Origin of the sequence: Streptomyces misionensis, assembly GCF_900104815.1 — a bacterium.
GTDB classification, from domain to species: domain Bacteria; phylum Actinomycetota; class Actinomycetes; order Streptomycetales; family Streptomycetaceae; genus Streptomyces; species Streptomyces misionensis.
In genome coordinates, this window is record NZ_FNTD01000004.1 from 48,658 (window position 1) to 70,764 (window position 22,107).

Below are 22,107 nucleotides of genomic sequence, written 5' to 3' on the forward strand. Positions count from 1 at the left end.
CACGTTCCTTCCACCCCAGGAGAGCCGCTGATGTCAGACCTGAGTCCTCGTCACCGCCGCAGAGGAAAGCTCGGCCGCATGTTCGCCGCCGCCCTCGCCACCGCGCTGGCCGCCACCACCGTCGTCCTGTCGGGCACGTCCGCCCAAGCCGCCGCCTCCTCCACCACCCTGGTCGTCGACGCCGGCCAGGTCCTGCGCCCGGTCACCCACGTGGCGACGGGCAGTTTGTACGGCCTGGCGAACGCCACGACGCCGGCTGACAACCTGGTGCAGGCGATCAAGCCGAACACCTTCGTACAGAAACCGCAGGGCGGTCGTCAGCAGCCGACCGGCGACATCCTGACGGTGGCGCCGAAGGCGGCCAGAGCCGGGGCGAAGGTGGTCAACCGGCTGTCGGACTACTACGCGGGCTGGCCGTACCAGTTCAGCTGGAGCGACTGGCTGGGCGTGGTCGACGACCAGATCGCGAAGACCAAGGCGTCGGGCATCACCAACCTGGCCGCGTACGCGCCCTGGAACGAGTCCGACAACACCTGGCTGTCCGCGAACGGCACGTTCGAGGACTTCTGGACCAGGACCTACCGCGAGATCAGGTCCAAGGACGCCACGACGCCGATCCAGGGCCCGAGCTTCTCGGACAACATCGGCGACATGGACAACTTCTTGAGGAACGCGGTCGCCACCAACACGGTGCCGGACATCATCGCCTGGCACGAGCTGTCCAGTTCGTCGAAGATCGCGGGTGACGTGGCGACGGTGACCGCTCTGGAGAAGAAGTACGGCATCAGTCCGCGGCCGATCGCGATCGAGGAGTACGCCGCCCCCTCCGAAGTGGGTGTTCCCGGTGCCCTGGTCGGCTACATCGCCAAGTTCGAGCGTCTGGGCGTCCACGACGCCGAACTCGCCTTCTGGAACCAGTCCGGGGCGCTGGGTGACCTGCTCACCGGCCAGGGCGGCAGCCCCAACGGCGCCTACTGGCTGTACAAGTGGTACGCCGACATGAGCGGCAGCATGCTCGTCACCACCCCGCCCGCCCAGACCGGCATCGACGGAGCCGCTTCCCGCAGCAGTGCGGGCAACGAGGTCGACGTCGTCTTCGGCGGCAGTTCCGGCGACTCGGCCGTGACCGTCAACGGGTTGGGCTCACTGCCGGCCTTCGGGGCGACCGTCCACGTCAAGGTCGAGTACACACCTTCCCCGGGACGCACGGTGGCCGTGTCCGGGCCGACCACCCTCTCCGAGTCCGACTACGCCGTGAGCAACGGCTCCATCACGGTTCCGGTATCCGCGAACAGCACCTACGGCTACCACATCGTGATCACGCCCGGGAGCGGCAGCGGCTCCACCCTGGACGGCAGTTACCAGATCACCAACAAGAACAGCGGCCTGGCGCTCGACACCCAGAACGGGGCCACCAGTCAGGGCACTCCGGTCGACCAGGCCGCTTCGGGCGGTTCGGCCACCCAGACCTGGACGCTGGTGTCGACGGGTTCGGGCCTGTACAAGATCCGCAACCAGGCCAGTGGCCTGCTGCTGGGGATCACCAACGAGAGCACCTCGGCCGGCGGCACCGCGCTGATCTGGGGTGACAACGGCACCCCGGACCATCTGTGGCGGGTGATGTCCGACGGCACCGGCTACTACAAGATCGTCAACTACAACAGCAACCTGCTCCTGGGCGTCCAGAACATGAGCACCGCCAGCGGCGCCCAAGTCCTCCAATGGAACGACAACGGCACCGCCGACCACCTGTGGAAGCTCAACCCGCGCTGACCCCCGGTCGCACCTGACACCGTCCCCGGTCGGGGCACCTTGGAGAAGGAGGTCTTAGCCAGGCTCCGGGCTCGTGGTCAAGAGCCGGTTCGCGTCACGCGACCGGCTCTTTTCACGCTCTCTTGGGCGGGTGACGGGCGGTTGACCCTGCAAAGCACTCCGCAGGGTTAAGGTGTTTCTTGACCATTAATTGACCAATACTTGGTACGTTCAGTGAGTGCGAAGTGACTGAAGGGGGGCGCATGTTCCCAGGTACGACGGTGCGCGCCGTGCTCACCCTCCTCACCGCGGCCCTGCTCGCGCTCCAGCTCTTCGCACCGACGGCAGGCTTCGCACCCGCGCACACGCTGCGCCATGCAGAGGCCAGAGCCGAGCCCGGGACCACCTCCCCCGCCCCGCCAGTGCGGGACGGTGAGGGCTCGCTGCGCGTCCCGGGGTGCGCGGGTGACCCCGTAGGCGTCCCGCTCCTGCGCGAGCGGCAGCGCCGCTCGTTCGCCGGCGGCCCGCGACAGCACCCCCTCACAGCCGTCCGGATCGCCGACGGCAACGCACCGGCGGCCCCTGGCGCCGTGCTCCCGAGCGCCCCCGTCACCGGCAGAGCCCACGCTCCGGCAGTGCTCCAGGTCTGCCGTTGCTGAGGGGCTCGCGCTCCCCCACACGTACGCCGTTCACGTCCGACGCGCCCGTCGAGGCGCGCCAGGAGGAACCCACACCCATGCAGACCCTCATCGACAACGCCCGCGACTTCGGACGGCGCCCCGAGGAGTTCGCCCGGCTCGCCGCCGGTCAGTCCCCCGAAGTCCTGTTCATCACCTGCTCCGACTCCCGGGGGCGCGCCCCGGCGCGGGGCCGGCTCACGCTGCACGGCTGGTACTACGAGGTGCACACCGGCGCCGTTCGGACGCACCGCCCGCTGACAGACACCTTCGAGTCACTGCGAGCACGCCGATGACCCGTCAGAACATCACAGACCGTTTCCCGCATGTGCGGCAGGACTTCGCCGCCTCTCTCGTCGTCTTCCTGGTCGCCCTGCCGCTGTGCGTGGGCGTGGCCGTCGCCTCCGGGGTCCCGGCCGAACTCGGTCTGGTCACCGGCGTCGTGGGCGGTCTCGTCACCGGCCTGATGCGTGGCAGCAGCCTCCAGGTCTCGGGCCCGGCGGCCGGCATGTCCGTCCTCGTCTACGAGGCGGTCAAGGAGTTCGGACTGCCCGTGCTCGGCTTGATCGTGCTCGCCGCCGGCCTGGCCCAAGTGGGTATGGGCCTGCTCAGGCTGGGCCGCTACTTCCGCGCGATCTCCGTCTCCGTCGTCGAGGGCATGCTGGCCGGGATCGGACTGGTGCTGATCGCCGGTCAGCTCTATCCGGCGCTGGCCGCCAAGGCCCCCGACTCCGGTCTCGGCAAGATCGCCGGGCTGCCCGGGGCGTTCTGGGACGCCCTCGGCGACACCAGGGCGCTGGTCTCGCTCGCGTTGTGCGCGGGCACGATCGCGGTGCTGTTGCTGTGGAAGCACGTTCCGGCCAAGGTGCGGACGGTGCCCGGGCCGGTGGCCGCGGTCGGCCTCGCCACGGTGGCCGCGTTCGTGCTCGGTCTGCCCGTGGCCACGGTGGAGGTGCGGGGCCTGCTGGGTTCGGTCCAGCCGCCGCCGCTCGACACGTTCGGCGAGCTGGCGGACGCCGGGGTGCTCGGCACGGTCGTCGCGTTCACGCTGATCGCCTCGGCCGAGTCGCTGTTCAGCGCGGCCGCCGTGGACCGGCTGCATTCGGGACCACGCACGCGGTACGATCAGGAGCTGCTCGCTCAGGGGGTCGGCAACACCGTGTGCGGACTGTTGGGCGCACTGCCGATGACCGCGGTGATCGTGCGCAGCGCGGCCAACGTCCAGGCCGGCGCCCGCACGAAGGCTTCGCGTGTGCTGCACGGGGTGTGGCTGCTGCTGTTCGCGGCGCTGCTGCCCGGCGTACTCGCCCACCTGCCGATCCCGGCGCTCGCGGGCGTCCTGATCCATTCGGGTGCCAAGCTCGTCCCGGTCCGGCCGCTGGCCGTGCTGTGGCGCGAGCACCGGGGCGAGGCGCTCGTCCTCTCCGTGACGGCCGTCTCCATCGTCGCGGTCAGCATGTTCGAGGGTGTGCTGATCGGCCTCGCCCTGTCCGTGGTCAAGGCGGCCTGGGAGGCATCGTGCGTCGAGCTGAAGGTCGTCGACAACGGCGCGGGTCCGGTGGACGCACGGCTTTCGGGCAACGCGACCTTCCTGCGGCTGCCGAAGCTGCTGGACAGCCTGGAGTCGCTGCCTCAGGACCGCCCGGTCCGCCTGGACCTGTCCGGCCTCCACCACCTCGACCACGCCTGCCGTACGTCCCTGGAGAACTGGGCGGAGCGGCACAGCGCGGTGGGGACGGAGCCGGTGCGGATGACGAAGGCCGCGTGACGCTCCGGCGGTGACACCCGGATTCGCGCGCACCCATGCGAACCAGATCACCGCCCTTCGCGCCGCCGACCCCGGCAGGCCGCCCCGAGCGGCGGCCTGCCCAGCCGGACCGGCCGCTCCGGCCGACATGCCTCGCACGCAGCGGTCGTACCCGAGCGACCTGACCGATGCCCGATGGGAGCTGCCGGAACCGACTCCGTGCGGCTCGTGGGACGAGCGCACGCGAAACGGCTGGTATTACTGGGGCATGCAGGAAGAGACCGCACGCTCCGCGATCGACACGTTCATCTCCGCGTTCAACGCCTCGGACGACAGCTATGTGACTGCCCTGCTCTCCCAGGCCCTGACCTCGGACGTGGTGTTCTGGGGACCGTTGGGCCGCGTCGAAGGGATCGCGGCGGTCGAGCGGTTCGTGCTGGACATCCGGCGCCACCCGGCGGGGACGGGCACGATGGTGCGCTGCTCGGCGGTGGACATGCCTGACGAATGGGCCCGGTACCAGTGGGTGTTCACCACGCCGGACGGCGGCCCCCGGCTGGCGGGAACGGACGTCGTCCATCTGCGACGGAGCCTCATCGACCAGGTCATCGTCTTCGCGGGGGAGATCGAGCCGTCCACCTCCTGAGTCGTCCTTCCGTCGCTGCCCCTGCCTCGGGCCGAAAGTACGTCGGGGAGGCGGGCGTTGGTGTGGCGCCGGCACAGTCGGCGTGGCAGTGCCTGGGTTTGCGCGGAGTGACTGCGGTGGTGGGAGTCGGCCAGTCCGGGCCTGTCCGCCGCCGGCCCTTGGCCGAATTGCGCGTTATCGCGTGGCGTCGCCGTTGATAGGGTCGGCTGGCTCCGCAGTCGTTGTCGTCACGGAGGCCCAGTGAAGGTCACTCTCTTCTCGGCTGGTCCGGACGGCGGGCGGGTCGCGGCCACGAGCGAGCTGCACAGGTGGTTGCAGCGCCAACCGGAGCTGCGCGGGCGCCTCGTACGGCAGTCGGCGGCCGCGCCGACGCCCGGGACCATGGGCGCGTCCGGAGAACTGCTGACGCTGCTGCTGGCACCCGGCGGCCTCACCGCCGCCCTGGCGGCGGCCGTCGTGGCCTGGCTGCAGAACCGGCACGGCGACCAGACCGTCACCATCACCCTGCCCGACCAGACGCAGATCACCGTCTCCTCCACCAAGGTGCGCGGACTGACCGCGGAGGCCACCGGTGACCTGGCCCAGCGCGTCGCGGCGGCGATCGACGGGTCCGGACGGACCGCGGACGGCGGCGCCGAGCGCGGTGCGCCGGGAGCCGGCGCCGCTCCCGTGGAGGTGAACACGCACAGGCCGGTGCAGCCGGCGGGAGACGGCGGGGAAAGAGCCTGACCGGTGGCGACGGCGAACCGAGGAGACGCACGCGGCCTGTTGGGCGACGACTGCCGGGCCCTGGTGGTCGGCACCGGTCGGCACGTCGAGCAGGCGCTGCTCGCCGACCTGCCGAGCGCGCCGCGGACGGCCCAGGCACTGGCGGACACCCTCACCTCGGCCTGCGGGATGGCCGTCGACCAGGTGTGTCTGATCACCGACCCGCCGTCTGCCGCCGACATCCTCGGCCCGCTGGAACAGGCCATCTCCGAGGCACAGGGCGGAGTCCTCGTCTTCTGCTTCGTCGGCCACGGGCTCCTGGGCCCGGGGGGCAAGCTGTACCTGGCCACGACCTCGACGCCCTCCCACGACAACACCGTGCACGCCGTCCCCTACGCCGAGATCGAGAACCGCCTCGCCGACGCCCCGGTGCGCCCGGTCGTGATCCTCGACTGCTGCTTCTCGGGACTCGCCGAAGCCGCCGGCGGCGGACGACGCGAGGACCCCTACCTGTGCGTACGGCCGCACGGCAGCTTCCTGCTCGCCTCAGCCACCCACTACGCGGCCTCCTTCGCCCCCGAAGGGGAGGAGTACACCCTCTTCGGAGGCGAACTGCTGCGGCTGTTACGGGAGGGCGAGAGCGGCGGGCCGCGCTGGTTCACCCTGGCCGACGTCCACCGCCACCTCGACCGCCGGTTCGAGGACTCGCCCGCCCGGCCGCACGCCGGCAGCGTCGGACGACTCGGCGACCTGGTCCTGGCCGCCAACCCGCGCTACACCCTGCCCCTCCCTCCGGACCAGGGACTGTCCCCGCCGCTGCACGACGGTCCCTGCCCCTACCCCGGCATGCGGCCGTTCCTGCCCGAGCAGCATCACCTCTTCCACGGCCGGGAGGAACTGACCCGGCGCCTGCTCGAGCGGGTCACCACGACGAGCCCAGGAGAACCCGTCGTGCTCGTCGGCCCCTCGGGTGTGGGCAAGTCGTCGCTGCTGCGGGCCGGCCTCGGTGCCGCGCTCGACAGCACGGACCTCAAACCGGTGCTCCTCGTGCCCGGCCCGGGAGCGCTGCCCTTCCGTACCCTCACGGCGGCCTGGGCGCGAGCCGTCGGCCGGCCTTCCGGCGAGGTGGAAGGCGACCTGGGCGCCGGACGGTTCACCGCACCGGCCGACCACCGTTCGGCACCGCGCGTGCTGGTGATCGACCAGTTGGAGGAGATCTTCACCCACTGCCGGGACACCGAGGAACGCCGGTTGTTCACCCGCGCCCTCACCGGCCCGGGGGACGGCACGGGCCCGCGGGTGGTCCTGGGACTGCGCGCCGACTACCTCGGCCAGTGCCTACGCGACCCCGGGCTCGCCCGGATAGTCGGCAGCGGCCAGTTCGCCGTACCGGTGATGAACGACGACGAGCTGCGCGCCGCCATCGAACAACCCGCCCGGAGCGCGGGTCTGTGCTGGGAGGACGGCCTGCCGGAACTGCTGCTGCGGGAACTGGCACAGGAACGCGTGGGCACCGGTGACGCCATCGCCCTGCCCTTCCTCGCCCACGCCCTCCAGGAGACCTGGCACCGCCGGCGCGGCGCCGAACTCACCTTCTCCGGCTACCAGGCGTCCGGCGGCATCCGCAGCTCCGTGGCGAAGACCGCGGAGGACATCCACAACGCCCTGGACGACGACGGCCGCGAGCGCCTGCGCGAACTCCTGCTCCGGATGGTGCACCTGGTCGACACCGAGGGCCGAGCGGTACGGCGCCGCGTGCCCCTGGAGGAACTGCGGGGCGCCGACGACCTCCTCGGACGGCTGGCCGACGCCCGCCTCGTCATCGTGGGCGACGGAGCGGCCCAGCTCTGCCACGACTCCCTCCTCCACGGCTGGCCGCGGCTGCGGAACTGGATCAACGCCGACCTCGACGCCCTCCTGGTGCGCCGCAGGCTCGCTCAGGCCGCCGACGCCTGGGCCGAAGCCGGCAGGCCGGCAAGCGGCCTGTACGCGGGAAGCCACCTCGCCGGCGCGAGGTCCGTGCTGGAGGACGAGGGGCACACGCTCGGGCTGCGCTCGGTGGAGCGGGACTTCATCGCGGCCGGCGAGCACGCCGAGCGCCGCCGCAAAAAGGTGATCCGCACAGGCATCGCCATCGTCGTCACCCTGGCCCTGCTGGCAACGACCCTGGCCGTGCTCGCGCGCCGGGCCCAGGGCAGCGCCGAAGCGCGGGAGACCAGGCTGATCGCGGAGCAGGTGGCGAGGCAGGCGGACGAGATGAGGAAGCAGGACCCGCAGACGGCCCTGCGGCTGAGCCTGGCCGCCTACCGCACCGCACGGACCCCCGTCACCAGGTCCGCCCTCTACTCCTCGTACATCGCCATCGTGCCCATCGACCTCAAGAACGGCGTCGAGCAGCCCGTACTCGACGTCGCCTACCGGTCCGACGGTGACGTCCTGGCCACCAGCCAACGCGGCGGGCAGGTCCAGCTCTGGGACATCACACGCCCCACCGTCCCTCTCCAGGGTGCCGGCCTCACGCCGGGCACCACCGCCGTTCTCGCCTTCCAGCCGGGCAGCCGCCTGCTCGCCGTGCAGACACAGGACCGTCTCCTGGTGTGGGACACCACCGACCCCCGAAGTCCCCGGAAGGTCGCGGAGCGCCGCACGGCCGGAGGAACGGCGCGCTCCCTCGCCTTCAGCCCCGACGGCAGGACCCTGGCAAGCGGCTCCGCAGACGACCGGCTGCGACTGTGGGACATGACCGGAGCCGGCGGCCCCCGGCTGCGCCACGAGATGTCGGCCGGAAGGGACCTCCTCTCGGTGGCGTTCACCCGCGACGGGCGGCACCTGCTCACCGGCCACGGCAACGACTCGGGCCACGCCGCGGTCAAACTGTGGGACGTGCACGATCCCGCCGTCCCGGCGCTGCGCGACACCGCCGCGGCGGACACCGTCATGGCCGTCGCGGCGCATCCGCGCAGGGACCTGGCCGTGGCCACGGGAGCGGGTGGCAGGATCGTCTGGTGGCGGATCGAGGACGGCGGACGGCTGCGTCGGCTCGAACCGAAGGAGTCGTCTCCCCCTTCGGGCGAATGGGGCGTGGTCGGCTCGGACCACGGCATTCCCTCGCTCGCTTTCCGTAAGGACGGCGACGTCCTCGTCGGGGCCGACAACGACGACAACAACCCGAGGATGCTGGTACGCAAGGTGGGGGCGGAGTCCTCGCTCTACGACGACAGCTTGGGGGAACGCATCGAGCGACCCGCGGGCGAGCCCGTCCAGGCTGTCGCCTACAGTCCCGACGGCGCGTACATCGCGGCAGGGGACATCGGGGGCTCGGTGCGGATGTGGCCGGAGCGACCCCCGGCGCCGGCGCTCCCCGGTGAACTCTCCGACGCCGACATCGCCATGGACTTCCGTACCGAGGCGGTCAGCCCCGACGGCCGCTACCTTCTCGGCAGGGAGGACAAGGACGGGGAGGAGTACACGTTCACGAATCGGGTGTGGGACGTCGACGCGGCCACGCGGCCCCGACCGGTCCTCACGGTTCCCGAACCGTGGCGGGCGCAGTACTTCCTGCCCGACAGGAAGAAGCCTTCCGTGCTGATGGCCCACTCGTTCGACAGCAGGACCAAGAAGCACGCGTTCCGGTTCTGGAGCATCGACAGTGCCGGCGCTCGCTCCGGCCACGGTACGGACATCGAGCTCACCGCGGACGACGTGGTGACGGCCGTGAGTTCTGACGGGAAGCTGTTCGCCATCGGCACGGCGGGCACCCACCGCCTCGAGCTGTGGGATCTGAGCGACGTGCAGAGGCCGGTCCGGCGTTCCGTGGTCAACGCCTCAACCGATGCGGGGCGCTTCCAGCCATGGTTCCTCGACGACCGGATCCTCGTCACGACGGAGGCCAAGGGGTCCTCCCGCGATTTCCGTCTGTGGAACCTCGCCGATCCCGCGAACCCACGCCAGGCCGCCACGGTGCCGGGCGGCGCCGACGGAGCGGGATTCGCCTACCTGCCCGAGTCGCACACACTGATCGTGAAAAGCCATGCGAAGACCCTGCGACTGTGGGACTTGAGCAATCCCGACCGGCCCGTGAAGGGGGGCGCACTGCACGGCTCTACGCAGGGGTACTACCCCGTCACCGGCGGTCGGCTGGCCACCCTCCTAGCGGACGGATCGGTGCGCTTCTGGGACATCAGCGACGTTGGACACCCCGAACGCCAGGAGACCCTCCGGCTCGACCACACCGTCGTTTCCATCAAGGTGACCCCGGACGAACGGCACGTCGTGACCGGCATGACGCGCGACGGCCTGGGGCCGCTCGATGAGTACCGCATCTGGGACACCGAACCGGACGGACGATGGCGCAGTCCCGCTCAGACCAGCCTGGCGGGCGTGTCCGACATGCGGGTTCTTCCGGGGCGGAACTCCCAGATGGCGGTCGTGGCCGAACTCGACGGCGACCCATGGACGTTCCTGCTGGACCTCGACAGCGACCACGTCTACAAAGCGCTGTGCCGCGCCAATCCACTGAGCGTTCCCGAGAGCCAGTGGAACACCTTGTTCCCGCATCTGGCACACCGCGCCTCCTGCGGCTAAGCCCGAACGTGATCCGACCCCGGCCGTTATTCGCACGATGCCCGGTTGCTCCGTGTTCTGGCTGCTTGCCGATCTCAAGGACACCGGCCGCAACGGACACCTTTCACGTGCCTGAAACGTGATCGCCGCGTTCCCACCGGAAACGCCTTCTACCGTGGGCGCGTAGCGCACCCGGCCACTGTCGTCCGAAGGCAACGCGCAACCCGCCCGCGTACGACAGGAGCTCCGTGTCCCGGCCCGCCGCACCCCTCTGGCTCGTCCATGCCCTGCGCGCCCAGCGCGGTCCCGTGCCCTGGAGTGCGGTGACCCGAGGAGCGCTCGCCGCCGGGCCGCTGCTGCTCGCCGGCGTCGGCACGGGGCACACCGCCCGCGGTGTGCTCGCCGCCATCGCCGCGATGCTCGCCGGCACCAACGACCGGCCCGGCAGCCGCCGGGCCTCCGTCAAGCGGCTCGGGGTGCCCGCGCTCGCGGGGGCGCTCGGGCTGCTCGCGGGGACGTATGCGGGGCGGGGACTGGCCGCCGTACCGCTGACGCTGGTGCTCACCCTGCTCGGGCTGGTCGCCGGAGGCATCAGCGCGGTCGGGGCCATCGCGTCGGCCGCGGGCACGCAGTTGCTCGTCGGCGCCGCCATCGGCGCCGGGATGCCGGCGGCCGAGAGCGGCTGGCAGCGGGCGCTCGCCTTCCTCGCCGGGGCCGGCTGGCTGCTCGTACTGCGGCTCGCCCTGCCCACACCCGGTTCGTTCACGGGGGACTTCCGGTTCGACGGGGAGCGGGCGGCGGTCGCCGAGGTGTACGACGCCGTCGCCGCGCTCCTCGACGCCGTGGGCGGTGAACGGGCCGCCGCGCGGCGGGCCTCGCTCACCGCCGCCCTCGACCATGCCCAGGACGCCCTCGCCGGGCCCCGGCTGCGCCGGTACGCCGGCTCCGCCACCGAACGCCGGCTGCACGCGCAGTTCGCGGCCGCGCTGCCCCTCGCCGAGGCCGCCACCGCCCTGTTCTGGTCGGGCAAGCCGGTCTCGGCGCGGGCCGCGGAAGGGCCCCGGCGGCTCGCCGCCGCCGTCCGCGGCAACACCGGCCCCGGCCCGCTGCCGGCCCCGAACCGGTCGGACGCCGCCCTGCGCGCCCTCGACGAGGCCCTGTTGCGCGCGGCCGAGGCCTTCGACCGGGGTGACGGCGCCGACCGGGCCCTGGTGGGGCGCCGGCGGAGTGCGAGGAAGGCATGGGGCGCCGCGATCGGCGCCGGTGGCCGCGAGTACGGATTGCGGGTCTGCGTCTGCTTCGGGGCCGGCACCGCCATCGCCCAGGCGCTGCACCACACCCACTGGGACGGCCGGCACTGGTACTGGCTGCCCGCCACCGTCGCCTTCCTCGTCAAGCCGGACCTCGGGCCGCTGGCTTCCCGAGTGCTGTGCCGGGCCGCCGGGACCGTGCTGGGCGCCCTGGTGTTCGCGGCGCCGGCCGCGCTGCTGCCCCGGCCCGCCGGGTTGATCGCACTGGTCGCGGTGTGCGGCGCGCTCGTTCCCGTCGCCGCCCGGCACTTCGCCGCGCAGACCACCGTCGTCACCGTCCTCGTTCTCGCCCTGGTCATGGCCGGCGGCGAGCCGCAGGCCTGTGTCAGCCGGATCGCCGAGACCTTGCTGGCCTGCGCGCTCGTGCTCGTCGTCGGACATCTGCCGATGCCGGGGAAGCGCGGCGGCAGGGTACGGGCACGGCTCGCGGCGGCCGGGAGCGCCGCGCATGCCTATCTGGTGCACGTCCTCGGCGAGTACGACGACCGCGCCGAACGGTGGGCGCTGCGCCGGGAGGCCTACCGCACCCTCGCCGAGGCCCGTACCGCCATCGCGCTCGCCGCCGCCGAACTGCCCGCCCTCGCCCGGCACACCTCGGGCACGGACGCGGTCGCGGATCTCCTGGAACGACTCGTCGACACCACCACGGCCTGCGCCGTCCACCTCGACGACATGGGCCGACTCACCCCCCGGCATGTCGGACAACTGCAACATGCCCTGGACGAGCTGGGGTTCCAGGAGGGCGAGGTACCGTTGCCGACCGCCGCGGGCTGACCGGACCGCCGACCGCTCCCGGACATTGCACAGCCAGGGCCGGAGCACGACTGCCTACGCGACCGGCTGGCCCGGCTTGCCGCGCGGGCAAGGTGTGAGCCGGTAGTCGCGGGGACACCGTACGTCCGCCCGGACGGGCAGCGGCCTCGATCCGTCCGGCTCTCGGAGGAGCCCGAGGAGCGGGTCACCCGGCGCGCCCGGCCCGAGCAGCGCCACGGCCTTTCGGGCGACCGCCGCGGGGCACCGCCGACCGATGCGCAACCGCAAAAATGTGGGAACACGGTGGGGATGGAGAACACCGCACTGCTGGTCATCGACATGATCAACACGTATGACCACAAGGACGCCGACCTGCTGCTGCCATCGGCCCGGACCGTCGTACCGGTCGTGGCGGACCTTCTGGAGCACGCCCGGGATCGCTCGGCGCCGGTGATCTACGTGAACGACAACTTCGGGCAGTGGCGGTCACATCACGGAGAGTTGCTCGATCAGGCCTTGAGCGGGCCGCACAGCGATCTGGTGAAGCCCTTGAAGCCCGACAGAGACTCCCTCTTCGTCGTGAAGGCCCGCCACTCCGTCTTCTTCGAGACCCCGCTGGAGTACCTCCTGCGACAGCAGGACATCCACCGGCTGGTACTCACCGGGCAGGTGACCGAGCAGTGCGTGCTCTACTCGGCTCTCGACGCCCATATCCGTCACTTCGACGTGATCGTCCCCGAGGATGCCGTGGCGCACATCCACGAGGACCTCGCTCGCGCCGCACTGCGGATGATGGAGCGGAACATGGGCGCGCGCGTGTGCACGAGCCAGGACCTGTGGAGGTGAGCACGGCAATGGCGGCGGACGGGGCTTCACGCGTGCGTACGCCGCGGCGGCACGGGCCGGGTGGCCGGCCCCCGCGGCTCGTGCCGCCGGGGCCGGCCCGCCGTCGTCAGTGCCCTCCGGGTCTCACCGGCCGAAGCCGTAGGCGAACAGGTGGTCGGTGCCCGACGAGCCCGTCACCGGCAGGGTGATCGAGGCCACCTGCTTGGCCGCGTCGAGCGGGATCTTCGTGGCGAAGACATAGGTCTTCACGCTGTCCCGGCCGCCCTTGCCGGTGTTCCGGTAACCGGTCGTGACGGCCGTGGTGTCGCCCGCCATCGGCTTCGTGGAACCGCCGTTGAGCGTCCAGTCCGAGAAGCCGACCACCGTCTTGGCGGTGGTGCCGTCGGTGTAGGTGACGGTCAGCGTGCCCGAGACCCCGCGGCCGTCGGTCGGCGCGTCGGTCGCCGTACCCAGCAGACCCAGTGACGCTCCCGACGTACCGGCCGGCATCGGGATGGTCTGGCCGGCCATCTCCACGTTGTCCAGCTGTCCGGACGCCACCGCCGGCCAGGTGTAGGAGACGCCGTCGACCGTGAGGGTGGAGCCGCTCGTGACACCGGCCGCCGACAGCGCGTTCTGCGAGAACGCCCAGCCGCCGTTGTCGAAGCCGCCCGAGAAGGTCGCGCCGTCGGGGTAGATGCCCTCGTTGGTGTCGTACGGCCACAGTTTCCCGGGCTTGGCCACGGCGACCCGGAGGGCCGCGCCGTTCAGTGCCGTACCGGTGCCGTGGTCCCTCAGCGCGAAGGCGACGGGGAACGTCCCCTCGTCCGTGCCCGCCGTGACGTGGATCTTCGCCTCGGCGCTGCCCGAGGCGGGCACCTTCAGCGAGCCGGACGCCGGGGCGAGCGTGACACCCGATGGTGCCGTCGCCTGCCAGTCGACGGTGACGTCCTTGCCGCCGAGGTTGGTGAGGCCGAGCGTGCCGTCACCGGACGCGCCCGGCTGGAGCACCAGGCCGTCGCCGGCCGGACCGGCCGCGGCCAGGACGCGGTCCCCGCCCGTGGTGTCGGACGGCGGCACCGCCGACGGGTCGGAGGCCCAGGACTTGTCCGGCTGGGTGCCGAGGGTGAAGTCCAGGGTGCCCGCGCCCTTGAACTGCCCGTACGTCAGCCAGGAGGTGTTCCACTCCTTGCCCTTGACGTCGAGGGACTGCACGTACGGCGCGTCGGGCGCCGCCTGCGGCGCGTTGATCCGCACCGTCCGGCCGCCGGCGGGCCTCACCTGCGCCACCGGGAAGGCCGGGCTGCCGAGTACGAGGGTGTCCGTGCCCGGGGTCTCCGGGTACATGCCCAGCTCGGACCAGACGTACCAGGAGCTCATCGCGCCGAGGTCGTCGTTGCCGAACGAGCCGACGGGGGCGTTGAAGTACAGGCTGCGCTGGGCGGCGCGGACGGCCTGCTGGGTCTTCCACGGCTGACGCGTGTAGTCGTACTCCCAGGGGATCTCCACACTGGGTTCGTTGCTCAGGTTGGCGTCGGTGTTGCCGGGGTCGGTGATGTTGTCGAGCAGGCTGTCCAGGTAGGACGAGTACGCCCGGTCACCGCCGCGCGCCTGGATGAGCTGCTTCAGGTTGAACGGGACCATCGGCGTGTACTGGGCCGACGTGCCCTCGACGAAGCCGTTGGAGGTGCCCGGGGTGAACCCGCCCGCGAACCGGCCGTCCTTGTCCTTCGCCTGCATGTACCCGGTCTGCGGGTTGAAGACGTTCATCCAGTCCTGGGCGCGGGTGGCGAACTTCTGGTAAACGGCGTTCTTCCCCAGCGACTTGGCGAAGGCGGCGAGGGCGTAGTCGGCGGAGTCGTACTCCAGCTGGGTGGAGACCGGGCCGTAGAAGTTGCAGCACCCGTAGTCGTTCTCGTCCAGCGGGAGGTAGCCCTTGGCGTCCCGCACCGACTCGCCGGGGCGGTCGTTGTTCGGGACGGTGGCCTCGTGCTGGAGGGCGGCGAGCGCCTTGTCCGTGTCGAAGCCCCGGGCGCCGAAGGCGTACGCGTCGGCGATGATGCCGGCCGCCGGGTCGCCGACCATGACGTAGCTCTCGCCGTTGTTGGAGGCCCACTTGGGGAGCAGGCCCGTCTGGTCGTAACCGTTGAGCATCGAGGTGACGACGTCGCTGGTGACCTTGGGCTCGGTCATCGCCATCAGCTGGGTCTGGGAGCGGTAGGTGTCCCAGCCCGAGTAGTTGGCGTACTGGGCCTTCTGTCCCTTCGCCAGCTTGTGGACCTGGTTGTCCATGCCCATGTACTGGCCGTTGTCGTCGGAGAAGACGTTGGGGTGCAGGAGCGCGTGGTAGAGCGCCGTGTAGAACTGCACCTGCTGGTCCTTGGTGCCGCCGCCGATCCGGATCTTGTTCAGCACCGCGTTCCAGGCGTCGTGGTTCGCTCGCTCCACCGCGTCGAGGTTCCAGTTCCTGATCTCGGTGGTGAGGTTGTCCGCCGCGCCCGCGTCACTGGTGTACGAGATGCCGACCTTCGCCTTCACCGTGGGGTTCGAGGAGGTGTCGAAGGTCAGGTACATCCCGTTCGCACCCGTGGTGGGCGGCTGGGCGGCCTTGCCCGTGGCCGACGGCGAGGACGTGGCGCCGGTACTCGGGGCCGGGGTCGGCGTGCCGGAGGACGTGCCGGCGCTGCCGTGCACGGTCGGGGAGGGGGCCGCGGGCACGGTGAAGTGCGGTTCCTTCAGCCGCTTCGACGGGTGCGGCTGCGCGTTCTGCCTGACCTCGCCCGCCTTCAGCGAAGTGGCGTCGGGGTTGATGGTGCCGCCGACCCAGGTACCGCTGCCGGTGAACGGCTGGTCGAACTTGATGTCGAAGTGCAGGGTGTACCGGTTCTTCGCGCCGCAGAAGTGGCCGCTGTCGACGGAGCCCCTGATCTCCTTCTTGTTCACCACCTGCACGCGGGTCCCGTCCACCTGGGTGGCGCCACCGCTGAGCTTGAACAGCAGGTTCGCCCGACCGGTCCCCGCCGGAAAGGTGAAGGAGCCCAGGCCGGCGCGGGTGGTGTCGGTCAGCCGGGTCGTGACGCCGTTCGCGTCGGTGACCTCGTACGACCCGATGCCGGTCCGCTCGTCGGCGTGGCTGAAGCCCACGGACGTGCTGCCGAGGTTGCCGGAGAGCGTGCCGGTCACCGGAAGGACGGGCAGGTCACCCGCGACGCCGCAGCCGGGCCCCGAGACATGGGTGAGGCTGAAGCCCGAGATCTTCTTGTCGTCGTACTCGTAGCCACCGCCCGAGGGCCGGTCGGGCGTCGTGTCCGGACCCCACTGCACCATGCCGGCCGGCATGTCGGGGCCCGGGAAGGTGTCCACCTCTCCGGAGGTGCCGATCAGCGGGTTGACGAGGGACGCGGGATCTTTCACCAGGGCCGGCGGCGCGGCACTCGCGGCGTACGCGCCCCCGATCGCCGGGAGCGGCAATGCCGCGAGTCCCAGGACGGAGATCACGGCCAGGCGTTGGCGGAATCTCTTTCGGTTACGTGGCGCAGCTGAACGTCGGGGTCGGACCATCGGTTGCCTCCGCAGCGTTTCGTGCTTCGCACAGGTGCTGATGTGCCGAAGGGCAGGGCGTAGGTGAGGGCCTCGGTGCCGGACGCTTCGACCGGCGACCTGACAACGTTGCCATTCACAGGTGTCGAGTGAAACGCCTGGGCTCACGGCGTGTCAACGAGGCCAACAGCAGTTTCTGCAAGCGAAGTTCGCGGTGGGGGCGGTCGGCGTGGTGGTGCCGGGACCTGGGGCGAGGCTCAGGTGCCCCCGCCACCGGGCCCGTCCTTCCCGCTGACGTGGGGTGTTTCGCCGCCCGGCTGCTCCTGATCCCGGCGGCCACCAAGGTGTGAACATCCCCGTACCGGAGCGGGACTTGACGTGCCGGTCGGTGACTTCGACGACGTCCTGGCCGATCCGCGCGGTGACCGGCCGGCGCTACGGGCCGAAGCACTCCCTGCCGGGCTGGTCCGCGGACGGGTAGTAACAGGCGCGCAGGCGGGAGGGGTGCGGCGCGGCGATCATAGGCGTGGTGACCAGGGACTCGGCGGAGGAGCTGCGATTTGCCGTGGTGCTGCGGGGGCGCTCCCCCGGAGCGCTGATCTCGATGCGGAAGCCCGTGTGAGTGGGCCGGGTACGGAGCCAGCCCGCCTGGCACCCCGGGCTGAGGCGCAGGTCGAGGCGGGTTCCGTCGGCCGCCGTGTGCGAGGCCAGGGTCTCCGGGTCCTCGCACGCGGTGGTCCTGGGGTCACGACCGGCACAGGACTTCAGCCGGCAGATCGGTGGCAAGGCGTGGGGCTCCGGAACGGTTTGGTGGGAGACGTGGTAGAGCGCGGCTGGAACGATCATCGCGGCCGATGCGAGTGACACCCCCAGCGCCGTCACGAAGGGCCGCTTGGCGATCCGTTCCGAGGCGGTCAGCAAGAACCCGCGTACGGGCCGGACCCACCGTCGCGGTGCCGGGCCGGGGGCCTGGGGCTCGTCCGGTGTGTGCCCGGTGGAGGCGGGCAAGACGCCTCTCGGCAGGGCGACGTCCTGCTCACGTTCGCTCCAGACGGCCTCCGCACGCGTCCACCGGTCCACAAGGCCGGCGTCGGGCGAGCGCACCACCAGGCAGAGGGCTTCGACGGCGTGCCGGGGCGGGAACTGCTTGCCGTTGAGATAGCGCTCCCAGGACGATTTACTGAGGGCCGTCAGATCGGCCAGCTCCGCCAGCGTCAGACCGCTGCGGTCCTTCAGCTCGCGCAACCCGACGACGAGGCTCGCGCAGGCTTCCGGCAGGGCAGGGGGCAGCGCCCGCCAGCGCGTCGCCTTCGGCTCCTTCACCATGTCAGCTCGCACCTCTCTCGGTGTTGTGGTCGACGGTCACTGCACATGCCGCAGCAGGCGCCACGTCTCCTCTCCGACGACGCCGTCCGCGGGTACGTGGTCCCGCTCTTGCAGCCGCTTGACCTGGGCCTCGGTGTGTGGCCCGAAGTACCCGTCGATGTCGCCCGGGGACAACTTGTGGCGCAGCAGCAGGCACTGCACCTCGGCTGTGTCGGGCCCGGTGCTGTTGAGCATCACCCGACGCGTCGACGTGGTGCTGTTTCCGCTGAACAGCAGATCGCCGCGCCGCGTGTAGACGCAGTCGTACTTCCCGACGGCGGAGCCGGATCCGCGCGCGGAACCCGGCGCCGGCTGGTGGGTGTCGACGACCAGGGCCACGGACAGCACGGCGGAGAACAGAACGGTCCCCGCGGTCAGGGACAACGCCGCGACGCGAATCTGCGGGCCGTCGGTTCCCGGACCCTTGGCCTCTTCCGGTTCATTTCCGTCGGGAGGATTTTGCTCCGCAGCCGTGTTCCAGGTTTTTTCCGCGGCCTCTCGCAGGGCCAGCACGGTTCCGGTGTCCGCGTCGGCGATCCGGGCCAGGGCCTCGACCGCAGCCGCGGGCGGGAGGACCGTGCCGTTGAGATACCGGTCCCATGACGAAGCGCTGAAACACGTCTTTGCCTGGAGGGCTTTCAGTGTCAGTCCGCTGTGATCCTTCAACTGCCGCAGCGTGCTCACGAACCGCCGCCCGTTCATGTCCAGTGACGGGGGCAGTGCTTTCCATCTCACCGTGCTCCTCTCCGCGGTGCCGCCCCGGCTGAGTATCGCCAGCGCCGACGCCGGAGCAGGAAGTTCCGTGGCAACCCCTCTATCGGGGGACCAGAACCGGTCAGCGGCCGAGCCGGTGCGGCCAGGTGATCGCCCGGCCGCCTCGCGGGCCCGAGCGAGAGAGAAGGCCGTCCCGGGAGCTCCCGCAAACAGACGAGTTCGCAGGTCACCGGGCTGGGAAATCCCGAGACGTCTCCGAACGCATCATGTGCTGGCGGTTCGGACCTCGCCGACGGCATGCTCGTTTTCGGTGCACAACACCACAGATGCCGCACCGTCACCGCCTTGAAGGGACCTGATCCATGCGGGAACCGACGCCCTGCGCGAAGCTGCCGTGATCTCCGCGGTGACGGCCGCGCCCAGTGGCGCCGCGGTCGCAGCCGCCGGGACGGCGAACGCCGCCTGCGCTCCGGCCACGTCAAGAGTCGACGCGAACCTCGGGAACACGGCTTCCAGCACGGTGCTGGACTGCCGAAGAAAGAGGTAGGGCCGCACGGCCAAGAAGCGGTCAGCGGTGAATTCCCGCCAAGACGCCCACGAAGTGGGGCCCGGGCGAATTCCCTGGGACGGCGGCAGGGCGGGGTTGTCATACCGCTGGGGCGCCAAGGCCGAACACCCTCCTTTCGACATGTTCTTCCGAGGCGCCCGGACCCGCTGCGAGAGCCGGCCAGAAGCCAAGCACCGAACGATTCATCAACGGAAGGAATAACTCAAATGCGCACTCCGACCCAGAAGTCCCGCCGGAGCCGAGCGGCGTCCGTGGTCCTGCTCGCCACGACCCTCGCGGCCGGCGTCACGGCGGCCGGCGCCACGGCCGCCGCTGCGATCCCCGCTCCTGCCGCCGTGCAGGCGGGCACCGCCGCCACCGTGCAGGTGTCCTGGCCGACGGTCAAGTCCGGCCAGCGGGGCGTGGACGTGGCGACCGTCCAGCTGTTGCTGACTGCCCGGGGCTACAAGGTCACCGCCGACGGGATCTTCGGCTCGGGCACCGCGGCGAAGGTCAAGGCCTTCCAGAAGGCGAAGCACCTCACCGCCGACGGGATCGTCGGCGCCAACACCTGGAACAAGCTGGTCATGACGCTCAAGTCCGGCTCCAAGGGCGCGGGCGTCAAGGCCCTGCAGCGCCAGCTCACCGACAACGGCTACACCGTCACGGTGGACGGGGTCTTCGGCTCGGGCACCGCGGCCAAGGTCAAGGCCTTCCAGAAGGCGAAGCACCTCACCGCCAACGGCACGGTGGACGCGCCGACTTGGGCCGCTCTGGTCCGGGGCGGCGGCAAGCCCAGCAGCGGGAAGCTCAGCGACTCCCAGGCCGCGGCCAAGCTGAAGGCGGCGGGCATCACCCGCACCTCCTCCGGCAACTGCACCAACCGCAACAACAAGAAGTGCACCAGCCTCCAGGACATCCGGACCCGCACCATCGACGGCGTCATCGCCCTGAAGAAGAACAGCCACTGCTCCATCGTCATCACCGGCGGCACGGAAGTCGGCCACGCAGGGGGCACGTACAGCCACTGGAACGGCTACAAGGTCGACGTGGCACGCAACTCGTGCGTCACCAACTACATCCACAAGCACTCCAAGAAGCACCACAAGCGCGGTGACGGGGCCTGGGTCTGGCGCGTCACCTCCGGTGGCAAGACCGTCATCGACTACGCCGACGAGTACTGGGCCAACCACTGGGACATCACGTACTACTGACCCCTCCGCGTGACGGTGCCCGGTCGGCTGCAAGACGCCGGCCGGGCACTTCCCGCACCACGAGTCCGGCACCCGGCTCAGCTACGTCGAACCGCCATGGCCCTACGCCCTGGACCACCCGCCCGGGCATCGCGGACCTGCTCGGCGCCGCCCCGGCAAACAGCTGAACGTCCCGTAGGAGCGCGAGTCGCTTATACGATCCACGCCCCCAGCCCTGCACGGCAACGGGCCGGGGGTCCAGGGCACGGAACACGGGTATGCACGGTCCATGGCATCGAAATTCCGCACGAAAGACGGCGGCGAAGTCCGCGTCGGAGACCAGGTGTGGGCCCGAGTCTGGCAGGAGAGCGACAACAACCCCTGGCTCATCACCCGCCACCCGCTCGACAAGACCCACGTCATCCTCAAGGAGATCGGCGGCACCGAGGAGCGCGTCCACCACCCGGACGACCTCGCCCTCTACTACTACGCCAACCGGCAACCACCCAGTGGCGGATGACGTGGGCCTCCCCTCGACCGAGCCGTCTACGGGGCGTGCACTGTCGATGTGTCCCCGTGGGGGCGCCACCGTGCGCGTGCTGCGCCCCCAGCTGCCCCTTCCACGACCGCGCCTCATGCAGCTCGCTCCGGGCCGCCTCCGGTAACGGCCCGCCGGCTGGAGTGTCAGCCGCCTGTCATCCGGCGTTCTGTCCGCCACCAGCCGCGCAGGGTGAGCGCACCCGGGAGTGCGGGCGGGATCATCAGCAACCACATCACCCGGAGGTGCTTCTGGGCGCGGTACAGGTCATCGGGATGTGCCGGGCCAACGCGCATCTGCTCGGTAGCCGGGCGAGGACAGCCAGGCGGACGCAGAAGACACCCCGCGCCAGATCGGCGACTACGAAGGTGGCCTGTTTCCGACGGGGAAGAGCCTCGCCTACAAGGGCGTCGGCTCGCACAGGGCGGCACCGGCCTCGGCCGCGAGGACGAAGACGGCTCGCGGCGGGGTGCGGTAGCGGGGCAGCGTGGCAAACCGGGCCCGCCGTAGCCGGCCCGTGCGGCTCGGCATCCTCCGGATGGGCGACCTCGTTCCCCGTCAATGCCAGCACGTAGGAGAGCTCTCGCTCCCGGAGCCCGGTCCGGAAGAGGGGAAACCGGGGCGATCGGCGAGCGCGTCGCACACCGGACGATCCGGCTTGTCGCCGCTGCGACGAGTGCTTGTGGCGAGGGCTACTACCGAGCGGTAGTAGCCCTGTATCGCCCGCCTTCAGGCGACCGCGAATTCGGAAGGTACGGAGACTCCGGCGTCGTTGGCCGCCACGACGACGTCGTGCACCACTGCCGAGTTCTGGTCTGCGCCCGTCTGCGCCAGCACGGCGGCACCGCCCTGCTGCAGCCACCACCGGCAGGTGGAACGTACAGCGCACGGCGGGAGCGGCACGCCCAGGCCGTCCGCGCTCACCTCGCGCCCGGCCGCCCCGACGCAGGGCCCGCAGAAGCGGAAACGGGCCTCCAGAGGGCAGGCCAGGGGCGGAGGCCCCGGCTGCGAACTCGGCGTCGAACCGTCAGCGGGGGGCACAGCGCGGCGACGGTCCCGGCCGGCCGGACGATGCCCAGCAACAGGTGGCCCGGCGCGCAGAAGCTGCTCGGGCATGTCGTCTCGGCGCGGGCCGCACCGGGCGCGCCTCAGGCGACAGGTCGCATGGTCCTTCCTCTCCTCAGGACAGCCGACCGGCCGCGCGGCCGATCACCGCCGATGCTGCCACC

At 71.0% G+C, this 22,107-nt stretch carries 14 protein-coding genes and 1 pseudogene; 11 read left to right on the forward strand and 4 right to left on the reverse strand.

The genetic code is table 11. From position 1 onward, the window contains the following. The first annotated feature begins 30 nt into the window (after window positions 1-30). The 9 genes and pseudogenes from BLW85_RS01515 (at window position 31) to BLW85_RS01555 (ending at window position 13,002) form a co-directional block, all read left to right on the forward strand. Window positions 31-1,773, forward strand: coding sequence for an RICIN domain-containing protein (locus BLW85_RS01515; RefSeq protein WP_074990163.1), 1,743 nt, complete (start codon window positions 31-33; stop codon window positions 1,771-1,773). 242 nt (window positions 1,774-2,015) lie between these two features. Continuing rightward, window positions 2,016-2,411 (forward strand): hypothetical protein, encoded by a 396-nt coding sequence (locus BLW85_RS01520; protein ID WP_074990164.1) that lies wholly within the window; start codon window positions 2,016-2,018, stop codon window positions 2,409-2,411. Between the two features lie 77 nt (window positions 2,412-2,488). Beyond that, window positions 2,489-2,602 (forward strand): annotated as a pseudogene (locus BLW85_RS41030) (carbonic anhydrase); the annotation flags it as partial. A 119-nt stretch (window positions 2,603-2,721) separates the two neighbouring features. Then, window positions 2,722-4,197 (forward strand): SulP family inorganic anion transporter, encoded by a 1,476-nt coding sequence (locus BLW85_RS01530; RefSeq protein WP_070029922.1) that lies wholly within the window; start codon window positions 2,722-2,724, stop codon window positions 4,195-4,197. A 247-nt stretch (window positions 4,198-4,444) separates the two neighbouring features. Next, window positions 4,445-4,822 (forward strand): nuclear transport factor 2 family protein, encoded by a 378-nt coding sequence (locus BLW85_RS01535; protein WP_070029921.1) that lies wholly within the window; start codon window positions 4,445-4,447, stop codon window positions 4,820-4,822. 240 nt (window positions 4,823-5,062) lie between these two features. After that, on the forward strand, window positions 5,063-5,551 hold the full coding sequence (locus BLW85_RS01540) for an effector-associated constant component EACC1 (protein WP_074990165.1): 489 nt from the start codon (window positions 5,063-5,065) through the stop codon (window positions 5,549-5,551). Between the two features lie 3 nt (window positions 5,552-5,554). After that, window positions 5,555-10,114: a caspase, EACC1-associated type gene (locus BLW85_RS01545; protein ID WP_079172212.1), complete on the forward strand. Its 4,560-nt coding sequence runs from the start codon at window positions 5,555-5,557 to the stop codon at window positions 10,112-10,114. Between the two features lie 227 nt (window positions 10,115-10,341). Next, window positions 10,342-12,177: an FUSC family protein gene (locus BLW85_RS01550; protein WP_208624807.1), complete on the forward strand. Its 1,836-nt coding sequence runs from the start codon at window positions 10,342-10,344 to the stop codon at window positions 12,175-12,177. Window positions 12,178-12,465: 288 nt separating this feature from the next. Beyond that, window positions 12,466-13,002, forward strand: coding sequence for a cysteine hydrolase family protein (locus BLW85_RS01555; protein WP_074990167.1), 537 nt, complete (start codon window positions 12,466-12,468; stop codon window positions 13,000-13,002). A gap of 123 nt (window positions 13,003-13,125) precedes the next feature. On the opposite strand, the gene BLW85_RS01560 is transcribed toward BLW85_RS01555, so the two are convergent. From BLW85_RS01560 to BLW85_RS01570, 3 genes are all read right to left on the reverse strand, one after another. Continuing rightward, window positions 13,126-16,479, reverse strand: coding sequence for a GH92 family glycosyl hydrolase (locus BLW85_RS01560; RefSeq protein WP_244174785.1), 3,354 nt, complete (start codon window positions 16,477-16,479; stop codon window positions 13,126-13,128). A 477-nt stretch (window positions 16,480-16,956) separates the two neighbouring features. Continuing rightward, the gene (locus tag BLW85_RS01565; protein ID WP_074990169.1) at window positions 16,957-17,847 is read right to left on the reverse strand and encodes a helix-turn-helix domain-containing protein; all 891 of its coding nucleotides are present in this window, start codon (window positions 17,845-17,847) and stop codon (window positions 16,957-16,959) included. 36 nt (window positions 17,848-17,883) lie between these two features. Beyond that, the gene (locus BLW85_RS01570; RefSeq protein WP_167381363.1) at window positions 17,884-18,570 is read right to left on the reverse strand and encodes a peptidoglycan-binding protein; all 687 of its coding nucleotides are present in this window, start codon (window positions 18,568-18,570) and stop codon (window positions 17,884-17,886) included. Window positions 18,571-19,374: 804 nt separating this feature from the next. Here BLW85_RS01570 and BLW85_RS01580 point away from each other — a divergent pair. Together BLW85_RS01580 and BLW85_RS38745 are read left to right on the forward strand one after the other, a co-directional pair. Next, window positions 19,375-20,361 (forward strand): peptidoglycan-binding domain-containing protein, encoded by a 987-nt coding sequence (locus BLW85_RS01580; protein WP_074990172.1) that lies wholly within the window; start codon window positions 19,375-19,377, stop codon window positions 20,359-20,361. A 268-nt stretch (window positions 20,362-20,629) separates the two neighbouring features. Continuing rightward, window positions 20,630-20,860, forward strand: coding sequence for a PWWP domain-containing protein (locus tag BLW85_RS38745; protein ID WP_143060399.1), 231 nt, complete (start codon window positions 20,630-20,632; stop codon window positions 20,858-20,860). A gap of 417 nt (window positions 20,861-21,277) precedes the next feature. On the opposite strand, the gene BLW85_RS40540 is transcribed toward BLW85_RS38745, so the two are convergent. Then, the gene (locus BLW85_RS40540) at window positions 21,278-21,409 is read right to left on the reverse strand and encodes a hypothetical protein (protein ID WP_279628563.1); all 132 of its coding nucleotides are present in this window, start codon (window positions 21,407-21,409) and stop codon (window positions 21,278-21,280) included. Window positions 21,410-22,107 lie beyond the last annotated feature (698 nt).

Coding starts and splice junctions, on each gene's coding strand:
- BLW85_RS01565 (WP_074990169.1), bottom strand. CDS start 17,847: ATGGTGAAGGAGCCGAAGGCGACGCGCTGGCGGGCGCTGCCCCCTGCC.
- BLW85_RS01515 (WP_074990163.1), top strand. CDS start 31: ATGTCAGACCTGAGTCCTCGTCACCGCCGCAGAGGAAAGCTCGGCCGC.
- BLW85_RS01535 (WP_070029921.1), top strand. CDS start 4,445: ATGCAGGAAGAGACCGCACGCTCCGCGATCGACACGTTCATCTCCGCG.
- BLW85_RS38745 (WP_143060399.1), top strand. CDS start 20,630: ATGGCATCGAAATTCCGCACGAAAGACGGCGGCGAAGTCCGCGTCGGA.
- BLW85_RS01555 (WP_074990167.1), top strand. CDS start 12,466: ATGGAGAACACCGCACTGCTGGTCATCGACATGATCAACACGTATGAC.
- BLW85_RS40540 (WP_279628563.1), bottom strand. CDS start 21,409: ATGCCGAGCCGCACGGGCCGGCTACGGCGGGCCCGGTTTGCCACGCTG.
- BLW85_RS01530 (WP_070029922.1), top strand. CDS start 2,722: ATGACCCGTCAGAACATCACAGACCGTTTCCCGCATGTGCGGCAGGAC.
- BLW85_RS01580 (WP_074990172.1), top strand. CDS start 19,375: ATGCGCACTCCGACCCAGAAGTCCCGCCGGAGCCGAGCGGCGTCCGTG.
- BLW85_RS01520 (WP_074990164.1), top strand. CDS start 2,016: ATGTTCCCAGGTACGACGGTGCGCGCCGTGCTCACCCTCCTCACCGCG.